This is a genomic window from Rhizobium sp. RAF36 (genome assembly GCF_052114105.1).
In the GTDB taxonomy this organism is placed as follows: domain Bacteria; phylum Pseudomonadota; class Alphaproteobacteria; order Rhizobiales; family Rhizobiaceae; genus Rhizobium.
In genome coordinates this window covers 837893-852867 of the sequence record NZ_JBFREC010000001.1, presented here as the reverse complement: position 1 = coordinate 852867, position 14975 = coordinate 837893, and the positions used below count along the sequence as shown (strand labels likewise).

At 62.7% G+C, this 14975-nt stretch carries 15 protein-coding genes; 8 read left to right on the top strand and 7 right to left on the bottom strand.

All coding sequences use genetic code 11. From position 1 onward, the window contains the following. Window positions 1-294: 294 nt before the first annotated feature. Window positions 295-432 carry a hypothetical protein gene (locus AB4Z25_RS04250; RefSeq protein WP_162698783.1) on the bottom strand — a complete coding sequence of 46 codons (138 nt, stop codon included), beginning with the start codon at window positions 430-432 and terminating at the stop codon, window positions 295-297. 411 nt (window positions 433-843) lie between these two features. On the opposite strand from AB4Z25_RS04250, the gene AB4Z25_RS04245 reads away from it, so the two are divergent. Next, complete coding sequence (locus AB4Z25_RS04245; protein ID WP_112387376.1) at window positions 844-1098, top strand: GlsB/YeaQ/YmgE family stress response membrane protein; 255 nt, start codon at window positions 844-846, stop codon at window positions 1096-1098. Between the two features lie 67 nt (window positions 1099-1165). Here AB4Z25_RS04245 and AB4Z25_RS04240 read toward each other — a convergent pair whose 3' ends face one another. Continuing rightward, window positions 1166-1447: a hypothetical protein gene (locus AB4Z25_RS04240; RefSeq protein ID WP_112443920.1), complete on the bottom strand. Its 282-nt coding sequence runs from the start codon at window positions 1445-1447 to the stop codon at window positions 1166-1168. A gap of 220 nt (window positions 1448-1667) precedes the next feature. Between AB4Z25_RS04240 and AB4Z25_RS04235 the strand changes: the two genes are divergently transcribed. Genes AB4Z25_RS04235 through AB4Z25_RS04215 form a run of 5 tightly spaced genes read left to right on the top strand, consistent with a single transcriptional unit; the run spans window position 1668 to window position 7136 of the window. Continuing rightward, window positions 1668-3560, top strand: coding sequence for a peptidylprolyl isomerase (locus tag AB4Z25_RS04235; protein WP_112539156.1), 1893 nt, complete (start codon window positions 1668-1670; stop codon window positions 3558-3560). Between the two features lie 15 nt (window positions 3561-3575). Further along, the gene (gene trpD, locus AB4Z25_RS04230) at window positions 3576-4592 is read left to right on the top strand and encodes an anthranilate phosphoribosyltransferase (RefSeq protein ID WP_112539157.1); all 1017 of its coding nucleotides are present in this window, start codon (window positions 3576-3578) and stop codon (window positions 4590-4592) included. Between the two features lie 9 nt (window positions 4593-4601). Further along, window positions 4602-5414, top strand: a complete 813-nt coding sequence (trpC, locus tag AB4Z25_RS04225) for an indole-3-glycerol phosphate synthase TrpC (protein ID WP_112387372.1) — start codon at window positions 4602-4604, stop codon at window positions 5412-5414. 1 nt (window position 5415) lies between these two features. Then, window positions 5416-5916 carry a cyclic pyranopterin monophosphate synthase MoaC gene (gene moaC, locus AB4Z25_RS04220; RefSeq protein ID WP_112539158.1) on the top strand — a complete coding sequence of 167 codons (501 nt, stop codon included), beginning with the start codon at window positions 5416-5418 and terminating at the stop codon, window positions 5914-5916. Continuing rightward, window positions 5913-7136: a molybdopterin molybdotransferase MoeA gene (locus tag AB4Z25_RS04215; RefSeq protein ID WP_112539159.1), complete on the top strand. Its 1224-nt coding sequence runs from the start codon at window positions 5913-5915 to the stop codon at window positions 7134-7136. The genes moaC and AB4Z25_RS04215 overlap by 4 nt, the downstream gene beginning before the upstream one ends. Here AB4Z25_RS04215 and AB4Z25_RS04210 read toward each other — a convergent pair. Then, entirely contained in the window at window positions 7105-8346 is a 1242-nt protein-coding gene (locus AB4Z25_RS04210) for a multidrug effflux MFS transporter (RefSeq protein ID WP_442207870.1), read from the bottom strand. The genes AB4Z25_RS04215 and AB4Z25_RS04210 overlap by 32 nt on opposite strands. Then, window positions 8343-8801: a MarR family transcriptional regulator gene (locus tag AB4Z25_RS04205; RefSeq protein WP_112539161.1), complete on the bottom strand. Its 459-nt coding sequence runs from the start codon at window positions 8799-8801 to the stop codon at window positions 8343-8345. The genes AB4Z25_RS04210 and AB4Z25_RS04205 overlap by 4 nt, the downstream gene beginning before the upstream one ends. A 519-nt stretch (window positions 8802-9320) precedes the next feature. On the opposite strand from AB4Z25_RS04205, the gene AB4Z25_RS04200 reads away from it, so the two are divergent. Continuing rightward, window positions 9321-9509: a hypothetical protein gene (locus tag AB4Z25_RS04200; protein ID WP_112387367.1), complete on the top strand. Its 189-nt coding sequence runs from the start codon at window positions 9321-9323 to the stop codon at window positions 9507-9509. A gap of 101 nt (window positions 9510-9610) precedes the next feature. After that, complete coding sequence (locus tag AB4Z25_RS04195) at window positions 9611-10315, top strand: SDR family oxidoreductase (protein ID WP_112539162.1); 705 nt, start codon at window positions 9611-9613, stop codon at window positions 10313-10315. 29 nt (window positions 10316-10344) lie between these two features. Here the strand turns inward: AB4Z25_RS04195 and AB4Z25_RS04190 are convergent, their stop codons facing one another. From AB4Z25_RS04190 to AB4Z25_RS04180, 3 genes are all read right to left on the bottom strand, one after another. Then, window positions 10345-10989: a class I SAM-dependent methyltransferase gene (locus tag AB4Z25_RS04190; RefSeq protein WP_442207869.1), complete on the bottom strand. Its 645-nt coding sequence runs from the start codon at window positions 10987-10989 to the stop codon at window positions 10345-10347. 46 nt (window positions 10990-11035) lie between these two features. Next, window positions 11036-13000, bottom strand: a complete 1965-nt coding sequence (locus tag AB4Z25_RS04185) for a DEAD/DEAH box helicase (protein WP_112518501.1) — start codon at window positions 12998-13000, stop codon at window positions 11036-11038. Between the two features lie 112 nt (window positions 13001-13112). Next, window positions 13113-14975 (bottom strand): adenylate/guanylate cyclase domain-containing protein, encoded by a 1863-nt coding sequence (locus AB4Z25_RS04180; RefSeq protein WP_112539163.1) that lies wholly within the window; start codon window positions 14973-14975, stop codon window positions 13113-13115.

Below are 14975 nucleotides of genomic sequence, written 5' to 3'. Positions count from 1 at the left end.
AGATCTGCGCGAAAGGCTGCGCACGATCCCGGTGGAAACGTCGTCAGTCCTGGCAAATCTGCCGCCTGCGGTCAGTAATCGCTCTGCGCTATTGGATAAGGCGGTCCCGAACGGTTGGATAACGCTTGACTTTCGCCGCCCTGGAGAACCCGCAAAAGTTGCCGGATCGAAAGAGATTTTGGTCCTTTCGATCCGGGAGGCCTCTTCAAAATGCTAGCGGAAGGCTTTTCTTGCCCGGCAATCTTGGTTCCGTCGTCATATTACCGGACACTTTCGTCTAAGGCCGCAACCGTCTCAAGCGGCAATCGCCTGCTTGTCGCGCGGCATCTTGTCTTGCTTGCGCGCCGCCTCTTTCGCGATTTTTATCAAGTAGGCGACGAACATTTCATTGTCTGCTTCCGCAATCTTTCGAGCGGCTTCGAGATGTTCCATGAGATGTGAATGACGCATCTGAGTCTCCTCCAGGTTGCTATAGATCGATGATCACTAATATGCATTAACGGCACGTTAATTTTGCAACCTGGAATATTTTACGTGGCGAAGTAAAAAACGGTTTCATCGTCGCCGATTCATTCAAATTTTATGCTTAACTATCCGTTAATATTTAACTTGCCGCCCTTTGCCGATGATCTATTCTCAATCGGCAAAGGGAGTGAGTAAAAATGTCGAGTAAGAGTTTGATCATGCCGCTGGGCTTTGCGATCCTGGCGCTGTCTGGCCTTCTGTTCCAGCTGGTCACGCATGCATTGCATATGCCGGTCACGCTGTTGCAACCCTGACCGGGACGGAACCTTTCTGCAGTTTCCGCGTTCATTTCGTTGTTTTCTTAGGAGGGAAATCATTATGGAAGATCAGAGTGTCGGCTGGATTGCGGCAATCATTATTGGCGGCCTTGCCGGATGGCTCGCCGAGAAATTCATGAACAGCAACATGGGCGTGTTCATGAACATCATTCTGGGCATCATCGGCGCCATCGTTGCCAATTTCATCCTCGGCCTGTTGCATATCCAGCCGCTGGCTGGCTGGCTCGGCTATCTCATCACCGGTTTCGTTGGTGCCTGCCTGCTGATCGCGATCGGCCGGATGGTCCGGCGCTGAGCGCACGGAATTTGAACGCAAAAAAGCCGGGAGTTTTGCTCCCGGCTTTTTTGTTGTCTCGCAATCGTTAACGGCGGCTCATCAGTCCGAACACATAGGCAATGCCGGCCGTGACGGCGAGAGCGAAAATCGGTTCCTCGCGCACCTTGTCGCGCACCTTTTCCGTCATCACCGACGCTTCGTCGGTCACGGCGCTCTTGGCGCCCTGCCCCAAGGCGACGACACTTTCCGAAAGACGGGCCAGATCCTCGCGCAAGGCTGCGACCTGCGCAGAAAGATCATCGGCGGCGATATCCGCCTTGACGCGCGCGGCTGTCGATTGGGCGGAGGCGGTTTTCAGTTCGGCCATTGTCTGCTCCTATTTTTCCGGATGCCGCAACAACGAACTGAGGGCCGGAAAGGTTCCGGTACCGGTGTGCTTTTGTTGCCTGCCGCAAGCACCGCAAATCCATTCCGGATGCTGTCATGTTTTCGTCGGATAGCGCTTCATTTTCGCCTTACTTTGCTCTAAGGAACGTCGAAAGCTTTGCCCGTGAATGGGCGGAATCTAATGCGAGGTTTGCGTTTCGATGTTCCATATCCTGAGAAGAGCCGCCCAGACCTGGGTAGCCAAGCTCCTCATGCTTCTCCTGGTCGCGTCTTTCGGCATCTGGGGTATTTCCCGCGAGCTGATCGGCGGCGGTTCGAGCACGACAGTCGTGACTGTCGGCGATCAGAAAGTGGACGTCAACGAGTTCCGGCTGGCCTATCAACGACAGGTTGCCAGCCTCAGCCAGCAATTCGGCATGCGCCTGACCCCGGAGCAGGCCAAGGCCTTCGGCGTTGAGCAGCAGACGATTGCGCAGCTGGTTGCCGGCGCTTCGCTCGATCAGCTGGCCGCCGACATGAATCTCGGCCTCTCCGAAGACCGCCTTGCCCAACTGATCGGCGACGATCCGGCTTTCAAGGATGTCAGCGGCAAGTTCGACCGCAGCCTCTTCACCTCGCGCCTGCGCAACGCCGGCATCCCTGAGGCCGACTATATCAACGAGCGCAGCAAGGTCGCCGTCCGCAGCCAGATCGTCGATGCCGTTTCCAACGGCTTCAAGGCGCCGGCCGCCCTTGTCGACGCGCTCAAGCTTTACCGTCAGGAAAGCCGCGACATCGATTACCTGCTTCTCACCAACGCCAATATCGAACCGATCAAGGCGCCGGCTGACGACGTGCTGTCGAAGTGGTTCGATGGCGTGAAGGCCCGCTACCGCGCGCCTGAATACCGCAGGGTCGCCTACCTTAAGCTCGAATCGGCTGATATCGCCGATGTCGCGACGGTGACCGACGATCAGATCCGCGAAGATTTTGACAAGCGCAAGGAAACCTTCCGCACGCCCGAGACGCGTACCGTCGAACAGCTGACCTTCGCCAACAAGGACCTCGCCGCCGCCGCACAGACGGCGCTGAAGAGCGGCACAACCTTCGATCAGCTTGTCACCGACCAGGGCAAGACCGCGACCGACGTGCTTCTCGGCGATTTCACCAAGGACAAGGTTCCCGATCAGTCGGTTGCCGAGGCCGCCTTCGCCGTCACCAAGAATGGCGGCACGACGCCGGTCGTCGATGGTGCCTTCGGTCCGGTGATCCTGCGCATCACCAATATCAAGCCTGAAACCGTCAAGACGCTCGATGAGGTCAAGGAAGACATCCGCAAGCAGCTGGCGCTGGTCAACGCTTCGCAGGAAGTCATCAACGTCCACGATCATATCGAAGACATGCGCAGCGCCGGTCAGTCGCTCGAAGACATCGCCAAGGAGCTGAAGCTCAAGGCCGTTGTCGTCGATGCGATCGACGCCACCGGTGCAGACAAGGACGGCAACGAGGTCAAGGACATCCCGTCGAAACAGCAGCTGCTCGGCGAAGCGTTCAAGACCGAGCCCGGTACCCAGCCGGTCGCACTTGCGCTCGGCAATGACGGTTACGTCTGGTTCGACGTCCGCGAAGTCACGCCGGAGCGCGAGCGCCCGCTTGCCGAAATTCGCGACAAGGCGGTTGCCGACTGGACAGCGGAACAGCAGAAGCTGGAACTTGCCAAGAAGGCCGACGAGCTGAAGCAGGAAGCGCAGAAGGGCAAGTCGCTTGCCGATATCGCGGCACCGCTCGGCATTGCCGTCGAAAGCAAGAGCGGCGTGAGCCGCACCACCGACGATGCCGTTCTCGGCCGCGGCGGCGTCAGCGCTGCCTTCAGCGGTCCGGCCGACACCGTTGCCAATGCCGTCGGCGCCGACGCGACCACGCAGATCCTGCTGAAAGTAACCAACGTCAACACCGATCCGACGACCGATGCGCTGAACAACCAGGATGCGCAGATCGCAGCAGTCGCCAATGCGGCCGGCGATGACATCCTCGACCAGATGGTCACCCTGCTGCAGACGCAGTACAGCGCCTCGATCAACCAGACGCTCGCCGATCAGGCAACCGTTCGCTAGGAGGAGCTTTAGCGCATGACCGATCTGAAGCCGCTTCTGGCTAAGGCCGCAAGCCGTGAGCCCCTGACACGGGACGAGTCTCGCCAAGCGTTCGACATCCTGATGTCGGGCCAGGCGACGCCCTCGCAGATCGGCGGCTTCCTGATGGCGTTGCGCGTGCGCGGCGAGACGGTCGATGAGATTGTCGGCGCCGCCACGACGATGCGTTCGAAGATGCTGCGCGTCGAAGCGCCTGCCGATGCCATCGATATCGTCGGTACCGGCGGCGATGGCGGCGGCACCTACAATATCTCGACACTGGCGGCGCTGATCGTCGCCGGCGCTGGTGTGCCGGTTGCCAAGCACGGTAATCGCGCGCTGAGCTCGAAATCCGGCTCCTCCGACAGCCTTGCCGCTCTCGGCGTCAAGCTGGAGATTTCGCCGGAAGTGATTTCGCGCTGCATCGCTGAAGCTGGCGTCGGCTTCATGTTTGCGCAGCAGCATCATTCGGCCATGCGTCACGTCGGGCCATCGCGCGTCGAACTCGGCACGCGCACGATCTTCAATCTGCTCGGCCCGCTGACCAACCCCGCGGGCGTCCGCCGCCAGCTGCTCGGCGTCTTCGCCGAGCAATGGGTACTGCCGCTGGCCGAAGTCATGCGCGATCTCGGCTCCGAAAGCGTCTGGGTCGTCCATGGCGATGGTCTCGATGAAATCACCACGACCGGCAAAACCACTGTGGCCGCGCTTGAGAATGGCAAGATCCGCAGCTTCGAGCTGTCGCCTGCCGATTTCGGTGTCTCGCCCTGCACGCTCTCGGCTCTGAAGGGTGGCGACGGCGTCGTCAATGCTGCGGCACTCCGCCACGTCCTCGGCGGTGCCAGGAATGCCTACCGCGATATCGCGCTCGCCAATGCCGCCGCCTCGCTCGTCGTCGCCGGCAAGGCCGAGACGATCGCCAAGGGCATGACGCTGGCAAAGGAATCGCTCGATAGCGGCGCAACCGCCGCAGCACTCGACAAACTCATCGCCGTTTCCAACGACATCGACTAGGATCGACCGATGACCGATATCCTGAAGAAGATCGAGACTTACAAGCGCGAGGAAATCGCCGCCGCCAAGGCCAAGGTCTCGCTCGCCGATCTCAAGGCAATGCAGGCAGGCCAATCGGCGCCGCGCGGCTTTCACAAGGCGCTGGTCGCCAAGCGCGATGCAGGGCTCTACGGACTGATCGCCGAGATCAAGAAGGCAAGCCCGTCCAAGGGCCTCATCCGCCCGGATTTCGATCCGCCGGCCCTGGCAAAGGCCTATGAGGACGGTGGGGCTGCCTGCCTGTCCGTGCTGACGGATACGCCAAGCTTTCAGGGCGCACCGGAATTCCTGACAGCGGCGCGTGCTGCCTGCGCGCTACCGGCGCTGCGCAAGGATTTCATGTTCGAGACCTATCAGGTTCACGAAGCCCGCGCCTGGGGCGCCGACTGCATCCTGCTGATCATGGCCTCGCTGACGGACAGCGATGCGGAGCGCCTGCAGGACGAAGCCTTTGCGCTCGGTATGGATGTCCTGGTCGAGGTCCACGACGAAGAGGAAACGGAGCGGGCGCTGAAGCTCTCGTCCCCGCTTCTTGGCATCAACAACCGCAATCTGCGCACATTCGAAGTCAGCCTGACCGTCAGCGAGAAGCTTTCGGCGATGGTGCCTTCAGACAAGCTGCTGGTCGGCGAGAGCGGTATCTTCACCAATGCTGATTGCAGGCGCCTTCAGGCCTTCAACATCAATACCTTCCTCGTCGGCGAAAGCCTGATGCGCAAGGATGACGTTACGGCGGCCACCCGCGCGCTTCTCTTCGGCGAAGCGGCAATCGCGGCTGAATGACATGAGCGGCGCCAAGCCCGGCCTTACCCACATCGATGCCGCCGGTGAGGCGCATATGGTCGATGTCAGCGGCAAGGCCGAGACCGTGCGCATTGCCACTGCCGAAGGCTATATCCGGATGTCTCCGGAGACTCTGGCGCTGATCCGCGACGGCAATGCCAAGAAGGGCGACGTCATCGGTACGGCCCGGCTGGCAGGCATCATGGCGGCCAAGCAGACGGCAAACCTCATTCCGCTCTGCCATCCGCTGATGCTGACCAAGGTCAGTATCGAGATCGCCGAAGATGCAGCGCTTCCGGGCCTCAGGGTCACGGCGACCGCGAAGCTGACCGGCAAGACAGGCGTCGAGATGGAGGCGCTGACCGCCGTGTCGGTCGCGTGCCTGACGATCTACGACATGGCGAAAGCCGCTGACAAGGCAATGGAAATCGGCGGTGTCAGGCTGTTGGAAAAGTCGGGCGGCAAGTCCGGCGATTTCCGTCACCCGGAGGCGCAATCATGAGCCTGCTGCCGGTCGAGGATGCGCAGGCACGCCTGCTCGGCAGCGCCTCGCCGATCGCCGATGCGCAGACCGTGCCGCTCGCCGCCGCCGATGGGCGCGTGCTGGCGGGCGATCTTGCTGCACGGCTGACGCAGCCCCCCTTCAACTCTTCCGCCATGGATGGCTATGCGCTTCGCCAAGCGGATGCGCCCGAGCCGGGTGCCAAACTTCGCGTCGTCGGCACCTCGTCGGCCGGGCATGCATTCGACGGCGCGATTGGTGATGGCGAAGCCGTCCGCATCTTCACCGGTGCGCCTGTACCTGACGATGCCGACAGCGTTTTGCTTCAGGAGGACGCCGAAAAGATCGATGGCGGCATCCGCACCAAGTTTCCGGTTCGCGAAAACCAGCATATCCGCCCCCGCGGGCAGGATTTCCGTCTCGGCGAAACGGTGCTCACATCAGGCAATGTCATGGATTTCACACGGCTGACGGTCGCGGCCGGCATGAACCATGCCGAAATCCCGGTTCTGCGCAAGCCGCTGGTGGCGATCCTTGCAACGGGCGATGAACTGCTGGCACCCGGCGGCATGCCCGGCCCATCGCAGATCGTCGCGTCAAGCGGCTTCGGCATAGCCGCGCTCGTGCGCAATGCCGGTGGCGAGGTCCTCGATCTCGGCATCGTGCCGGATGATAGCACAGCCATCACCGAAGCGGTGCGCAGGGCCGAAGGCGCCGGCGCCGATGTCATCGTCACGCTTGGCGGCGCATCGGTCGGCGATCACGACCTCGTGCAGGCAACGCTGATAGCGGCAGGCATGCAGCTCGATTTCTGGCGTATCGCCATGCGTCCCGGCAAGCCGCTGATGGTCGGAAGTCTCGGCCGGATCCATGTTCTCGGTCTGCCCGGAAATCCGGTCTCGAGCCTCGTCTGCGCCCTGCTATTCCTCGAACCACTGCTGCGCAAGCTCGCCTCGCTGCCACCGGTCAAACGCGAAGCGATCGTCGAGGCCGCGGTCGATCTCGCGGCCAACGATCACCGGCAGGATTATGTTCGGGCCAGCTTTGAAATGTCACCGGATGGTGCGCGTCGTGCGCGGCCTTTCGGCAAGCAGGATTCGTCGATGATGAAGATCTTCGCGCAGGCCGATTGCCTGATCATCCGGCCGCCGAATGCGCCCGCCGTTGAGGCAGGCGCGCCCTGCCCCGTCATGCTGCTGCGGCCGGCGCTTCTGCCCTGATCCGGGTGGCTTTCACGCCGATCCACAAGCAACTCTGCGCCAACAGGCTGGCGCCGAGAATGACACTCGCTGCGGCAAAGCCCGGATCGCCGCCAATGCCTGCCAGCGCCGTACAGACGGCTCCGACGGCCATCTGCGTGGCTCCATAGAGTCCCGAGGCTGAGCCTGTGACCTTCGGATTGACGCTGACGGCAAGCGTCAGCGCATTCGGCGACGCCACCCCAGCCCCGATCGTATAAACCATGATCGCCGCCATCATCGGCAGCAGGCCGAGCTCGCCGGTTGCTGCCAGCCCGAAGAAGGCGATCGCAGCCGCGATGCTGACGAGATTGGAAACGAGCATCAGCGGCTTCATGGCAATCCTGCCGATCAGCCGCGTGGCGATCATGCTGCCGATCCAATAGCCGAAGATCAACAGCGCGAGGCAGATGCCGACCTCGGTCGCCGGCCGGTGCAATTCGTTGATGACGATGAATGGTGCGGCAGCGGTGAAGGCATACATCGATGTCGTAGCGCAGCCGCCGCCAATGGCGTAACCGACGAAGGCGGGCGAGCGAAGCAGACCGAGATAATCGCGGCTCAGCGATTTCATCGATGCTTCCGCATTACGCCTGCCGGTTTCCGGCACCATCTTCCAGGTCATCAGCATGTTGAGAACGCCGAGCGCGCATAAAGCGACGAAGATCGACCGCCAGCCGAGTGTCGCGGCCAGCGCCCCGCCGGCGATCGGCGCCAGGCCAGGACCGACGGTGACCATCAGGTTCATCACCGCCAGCCGTTTTGCCGTGTCGTCAGCCGTCGAGGTGTCCCGGACGATGGCCCTGGCGATCACCAGTCCGGCACATCCGCCAAGCGCCTGAAACAGCCGCGCAACGATCAACGCGTGGACCCCGGGTGCAAACAGCGCGGCGAACCCCGCCAGCGTGTAAAGCACCAGCCCGCTCATCAGCACGGGCCGCCGTCCATAGCGGTCGGAAAGCGGTCCGTAGATCAACTGGCCGACGGCAAGTCCGAAAATATAGAGGCTGACCGTCATCTGCATCTCGCCGATGCTCGCCCCAAGATCCGTGGCGGCTGCAGGCAAGGCAGGCACGAAAATATGCATGGCAAGCGTGCCGCTGAAGGTAACCAGCGCCAGAAGCCAGACGGGAACGGCCTTACGGGCAGTCAGCGGTTCGGCGCCGGCCATGCGGCCAGGATGAGAATTCACGGTGTCGGCTCCTCGCCGTTGCGGGAAAAGACGCTCGAAATATGCTCGAGCACGCGGAAGGCCGTCTCGATGTCGGCCTTGGAGAGACCGGCGAGCGCTTCTTCGCGGACGCCCTGGGCGATGCGCTCGACGTCGATCACTGTATGCCGCCCAGCCTCGGTCAGAACGATCGCCTTCGAACGCCGGTCCTCACCCTCCTGGCGTTCGACGAGGCCAGCCGTTTCCAGATTGTCGATGAGCCGGACGACCGAGGAATTATCGAGCGAAAGTGATGCCGCGAGCGCTCTTTGATGCATAGGCACCTCTGAGCGAGAGATCCGCAGCAGCGGCAGCCATGTGGCTTCCGTCAGACCGAAGGGCTGCAGCCGCTGGTCGGCAGCTCGGCGCCACAATCGCGCCGTCTGCGCCACCAACGCACCGAAGGTGGCGGCAATCTTTTCGTGTTCTGGAGGCATGAACCGATATCCGATGATATCACAATAAATGACATATCATCCATTTTTCCGCAAGGCGCATCGATGGCGATTTCCGCAATGTCGATCGTCCCAACGGGCGCAGCACGCTGACCGGCAAGGCGGGTTTTCAGAAGGCGCCTGATGTCATGTAGAAGGCTGCTGCCCATGCAATGATTGCCAATAGTCCCAATCCGATAATCAATACCCGCATGAATATGTCTCTCGTTCTCGGCGGGGATTACGTAGAGTGACCCGTTTCAGATCAGTAGGATGCAGGTAAAAGCGATGCTTTCGCGCAAAGGTCGTGTCACGGCCGCGTCACGCGACACGCATGCCGTCTTATGGTTACTTGATGATGAGGCGTCCGATCCGCCTCCAAACCTTCAATTCTATACCCGCCGTCTTGGCGGGTGCCTGATGCAAGTCGGCGGACCTGCGAGGGCAAGGGCTCGCCTCCTGTTTCGCGTGGCGAGCCCGTTTCTTTCTGCAGCCGTGTTTCGAGGATTTCAGAGTAGAGCCATGCGTTCGATTAAAGATTCCGATCCCGATCTCGCCGTGTTCCTGCGGCTCCGCATGCAGGAGATCTTCCTGCGTCTGAAAAGCCAGGGCTGGACCGATGCCGATATCGGCGTTGCACTGGATGAGCTGGTTGTCCGCTTCGAGCGGAACGGCGAACCTGAGGATATGCGCTTCCGGCTCGCAATGTAGCCGTTGCAGCGCTCGCCTTTGCAGAACCGGGATGATATCACGGCTGCCGTCATATAACGGCGCGCCGGCCAGTCCGGTGCGCGTCTGCAATGGAGGCATGCATGTCGGTTGATAAGGTAGCACTGGTGACGGCGGGCGGTAGCGGCATGGGTGCCGCAGCCGCAAAGCGCCTGGCTGAGGATGGCTACAAGGTGGCGATCCTGTCCTCGTCTGGAAAAGGCGAAGAGCTTGCCCGGGAACTCGGCGGTTTCGGCGTCACCGGCTCGAACCAGTCGAACGACGATCTCCGCAAGCTGGTCGATCGTGCCGTCTCGGAATGGGGCCGCATCGACGTCCTCGTCAACAGCGCCGGCCACGGACCTCGCGCGCCGATCCTTGAGATTACCGATGAAGATTGGCATCGCGGCATGGACGTCTACCTGATGAACGTCATCCGCCCGGCGCGCCTCGTCACGCCGCACATGCAGAAGCAGAAATCCGGCTCCATCATCAACATCTCCACCGCCTGGGCCTTCGAGCCGAGCGCGATGTTCCCGACCTCGGCAGTCTTCCGCGCCGGTCTCGCCTCCTTCACGAAGATCTTCGCCGAGACCTATGCCGGTGACAACGTCCGCATGAACAACGTGCTGCCCGGCTGGATCGACAGCCTGCCTGCGACGGAAGAGCGCCGCGACAGCGTGCCGATGAAGCGTTACGGCACGAGCGAGGAAATCGCCGCCACCATCGCCTTCCTGGCCTCCGACGGCGCTGCCTATATCACCGGCCAGAACCTGCGCGTCGACGGCGGCCTGACGCAAGCCGTGTGAGTTTGCCGAGCGGCGCCCACGGGCGCCGTTCACTTCGCGAGGGTGTAGATACCGCCGCTCGCCTCGCCTTCCCCGAAATCCGCAACCCTGTATTCAGCGACCGCAGTCAGCCTGCTGCGCGGCAGCGTCTTGCGGCCGGGATCACCGATCAGCACCGAAATGCCCACCGCTCTGCAGCGCTGCAGGAAAGGCAACGTCCTGCGCGCGAGGCTGCGATTGTAGAACAGATCGCCGGCAAGGATGAGATCGGCCGAAGGTGATGGATCGTCGAGAATGTCAGCCTGGAGGACATCGATCGTGACGCCGTTTTCCTGCGCGTTGAGCGCTGTCGCGGCAACCGCATAGTGGTCGGTATCAATGGCGGTCACACGAGACGCGCCGCCTTTCGCTGCCGCTATCGCAACGATGCCGGAGCCGCAGCCCAGATCGGTCACCGTGCGGCCGCCGACTATATCGGGATTGTCGAGAATATGGCGGGCCAGCGCGCTGCCGCCGGCCCAATGATAGGCCCAGTATGGCGGCTCGCCACCGCCGCCCGGCAGGCGGCCGAGGCGGCTTGCCGGATGGGCGGCATAAAGAGCGATCTCCGGGACTGATGGTGCCGGGCGAAGCTCAAGATGGCGGCGTATGAACGCTTCCGCATCATGAACCATCGCACCGGCCATCATCGTCATCGCTGCTGCCCGCTATCGAGCGGCCGGGATGGCGTTGCCGCCAACCTCAGCCCTGCTTCTTCTTGCTGAACTTGCCCTTCGGAGCGAAGCCGCCCTTGCCCTCGAATTTCTGGCCTTCGAACTTCGGCTTGCCCTCAAACTTGGGCTTGCCTTCGAACTTCTGGCCCTCGGCCCTCGGCTTGCCTTCGAATTTTGGCTTGCCGGGCTTCTTGCTCCAAGGCTTGTCGCTGCGCTCGCCACCGGCAGGCGCCTGCTCCGGGGAGAAGTCCTTCTTGAACTTCGCCTTCGGGCGGTCGTCGCGCACGGCGTCGTCGCGGCGTGCCTCGTAGGCCTTCTTGCCCGCAGGCCGGTCGTTCGCCGGGCGGCTGAAATCGGGTGTGCCGTTCAGGCGATTGACGCGAATACCGCGTTCCATCGTCTTGTTCGGGCCGAGTGCCGCGAGAAATGCCTCGGCATTGCCGGCGGCGATCTCCACGAAGGTTTCTTCCGGCTGCATCTTGATAGCGCCGATCTCGCGCTTCGTCAGGTTGCCGTTGCGGCAGATCATCGGGATCAGCCAGCGCGGTTCGGCATTCTGCTTGCGGCCGACCGAAAGCGAGAACCAGACGCTGGCGCCGAAATCGTCGCGCGGCCCCTTCTGGCTCGGCTCACGCGGACCATCGGCATTGTCGCGGCGCTTGCGTGCACCGCCGTCAAGCGACACCTCGGTGATATCTTCAGGCGCAGACTGATTGGAGCGGTAGAGCCGTACGAAAGCGGCAGCCAGCTTCTCGGCGCCATAGTTGGCGATCAGCTGATTGACGAGCGTCTGGTCGTCATCGGACTGCGCTTCGCTGAGGATCGGATCGGCAAGCAGCCGCTCGTCGTCACGCTGCATCACCTCTTCGGCAGACGGTGGGCGGGCCCAGGTCGGCGAAACGCCGGCGCCGTCCAGAATGCGCTCGGCCTTGCGGCGGGCATTCAGCGGCACGATGATGGCGCTGACGCCCTTGCGCCCGGCGCGGCCCGTCCGGCCGCTGCGGTGAAGCAGCGTTTCGGAGTTGGTCGGCAGATCGGCATGGATGACGAGATCGAGGCCCGGCAGGTCGATGCCACGGGCGGCAACATCCGTCGCGATGCAGACGCGAGCACGTCCGTCGCGCATCGCCTGCAGCGCATGCGTTCGTTCGTTCTGCGTCAGTTCGCCGGAGAGTGCCACGACAGAGAAATTGCGATTGTTGAACCGCGCCGTCAGATGATTAACGGCCGCACGCGTCGAGCAGAAAACGATGGCATTCTTGGCATCGTAATAGCGCAGCACGTTGACGATGGCGTTCTCGCGATCAGAGGGAGCAACGGCCAACGCGCGATATTCGATATCGACATGCTGCTTTTCTTCCGACTGCGTCGAGATGCGAACCGCATCACGCTGGAAGCTCTTGGCGAGCTTGGCAATAGCCGCCGGCACCGTTGCCGAAAACATCAGTGTGCGACGGTCGTCAGGCGACGATTCGAGGATGAATTCCAGGTCTTCGCGGAAGCCGAGATCGAGCATCTCGTCCGCCTCGTCGAGCACGACGGCCTTCAGCGACGAAATATCGAGTGCCCGGCGGCGGATATGGTCGCAGAGACGGCCGGGCGTGCCGACGACGATATGAGCGCCGCGCTCCAGCGCCCGGCGCTCGCTGCGGATATCCATGCCGCCGACGCAGCTGACGATCAGCGCGCCGGTCATTTCGTACAGCCATTCGAGCTCGCGCTTGACCTGCAGCGCGAGTTCGCGAGTCGGCGCGATGACCAGGGCCAGCGGTTCCGCTGCCGGCTCGAAGCGGTCGTCGTCCTGAAGCAGCGTCGGTGCCAGCGCCAGGCCAAAGGCTACGGTCTTGCCGGAGCCGGTCTGGGCCGATACGAGGGCGTCCTTCGAGGCAAGCGCCGGGTCGAGCATTGCCTGCTGAACCGGGGTCAACGCCGTATAGCCGCGCTTCGACAACGCCTTGGCGATCGCCGGAACGACGCCGTTAATCTCTGTCATGTGATCTGTCTTTCGGAATTTTCAGGCGCAAGCGCGCCTTGGCCGGGATCTGCCCGGCCGAACGGTTGGCGCGTTCCTATCCCTTTGCAGGCAAAAAGTCAAAGCGCCAGTTTCACGCAGCCTGCTGCCGCCGCAACCAGACTTCGATACCGCCGGCCCGCCCGCGAATGCGCGTCTCGAATGGTCCCTCGAGAATTCCACCCGCAGGCGGTGTGCCGCCCTGAGAGGCCGCATGCACCAGCGCTGCGCTGAAAGCGATCTCCGAGCCGCGCCCTGCCGCCACTTCCATCAGCCGGCTGGCGACGTTGACAGTGTCGCCCGTCGCGGTGATCTGTTGGCGGTTACCGGTGCCGAGACGCGATGCGACGACGGGACCGCAATGCGCGCCGATCTTGAAGCCGACTTTGTGGCCTGTGGGTAGCGTCGGGTTGGCCGCCAGCCAGGCGCGGGTGCGCTCCGCCAGAGACAGTGCACAGGCGGCTGCACGCGCCGCGTCGTCCGGCTGTGGCTCCGGCAGGCCGAAGAGGATCATCGCACCATCACCCATGAAGCTGGTTATGGCACCCTGGTGGGCGCGCGCCTCTTCATCGACAAGCTCGAAGAAGCCGCTGAGAATCTCACGGACGGCGACAGCGCCGACCGCTTCGCTCATGCCGGTAAAGCCCGAGAGATCAATGAAGACAACGGCAGCATTCTGGCGCACGGGATGGGAGAGGAAGGAAGGATCCCGGGCAAGCCATTCTCCGAGGCCCGGCGCTTCGATCCGCTGCAGCAATTCGCTCTGCGCGGCGAAAAGACGGGCGCGGCGGCGGTCGGTAAACAGCTGCGCGGCGCCGAAGATCAGCGCGGGTGGCAACGCGGCTGCAATCGGCAATGCCGCGCTCAGCCAGTATCCCTGCCGGAATGCCGCGACATTGACGCCGGCCCAGGCGACGAACAGCAGCGCGATCATCACGAAACCGATGACGCTGCGCCGCCAGGCAAGCAGACCGACGACGGCAAGCGGCAGCAGCACCGCAAGCGTAGCATCGAACCTTCGAACGTTGTGGTCGCGGATGACGCTGTCCCCGGCGACCAGATGCGTGATCGCCGTCGACATCACTTCGACGCCGGGCAGGACGGGATCGAAGGGCGTGGGAAAGACATCGCCGCCGCCGGTGACCGTGGAGCCGATGACGACGACCTTGTCGGCCACCTCCTGCGCGGTGAGCTTGCCATCGAGCGCATCGGCGATGCTGACAGTCGGAATGGTGCCGCGGGGGCCGTAGAAGGTCAGCGGCAGGCGTTGTCCGGTGTCGGTCGGGATTCGGGTGTCGGTAAAGGCGATCGCGCCGGGCTGGAATGCCGGATCGTGGCCGATCGCCAGAGACGCTGCCTTCAGCGGAAAGGACGGGTCGATACGCCCCTCGCCGCGCGACAGCAGCGGGATGAAGCGCGGTACGCCGGTCTGGTCCGTCGAGACATTGACGATGCCGGTCGCCGCGACATCGGCAAGCCGTTCTTGCGGAAGCAAAAGGCTCTCTGCGACGGGAATGGCCGCCAGCGGATCGTTTGCTTCGTTGCCGACGAACTGGACGCTTTGCGGGAAGACTGCAGCACCCGCTATCACCGACGGAGCGAGCTGAAGCGCCGAAGCCAGCGCGCTATCGGCCGCATCGCTACCGGGATCGACGAACAGCAGATCGAGCGCGATGACTTTCGGCTTTAGGGCGGCAATAGCCGTCACGGCCTTGGCCAGCGTTGCGCGGTCGAGCGGATAGCCGTGCGCCGCAGCCGTCCGGTCGTCGATTGCCGCGATGGTAACGACGGGTGGCGGCGTCCTCCTGCCGATCAGCGTGCTCTTGAGATCGGTCAGCGACGCTTCGGGACGATCGAGAACAGTCGCGCCGCCGCCAAGATGCGCCGAGCCGAGGAACGCGCCCCAGATCGCGGACAGAAGCAGCGCGGCGGTCACAAGAACATTCTGACGGGGCAT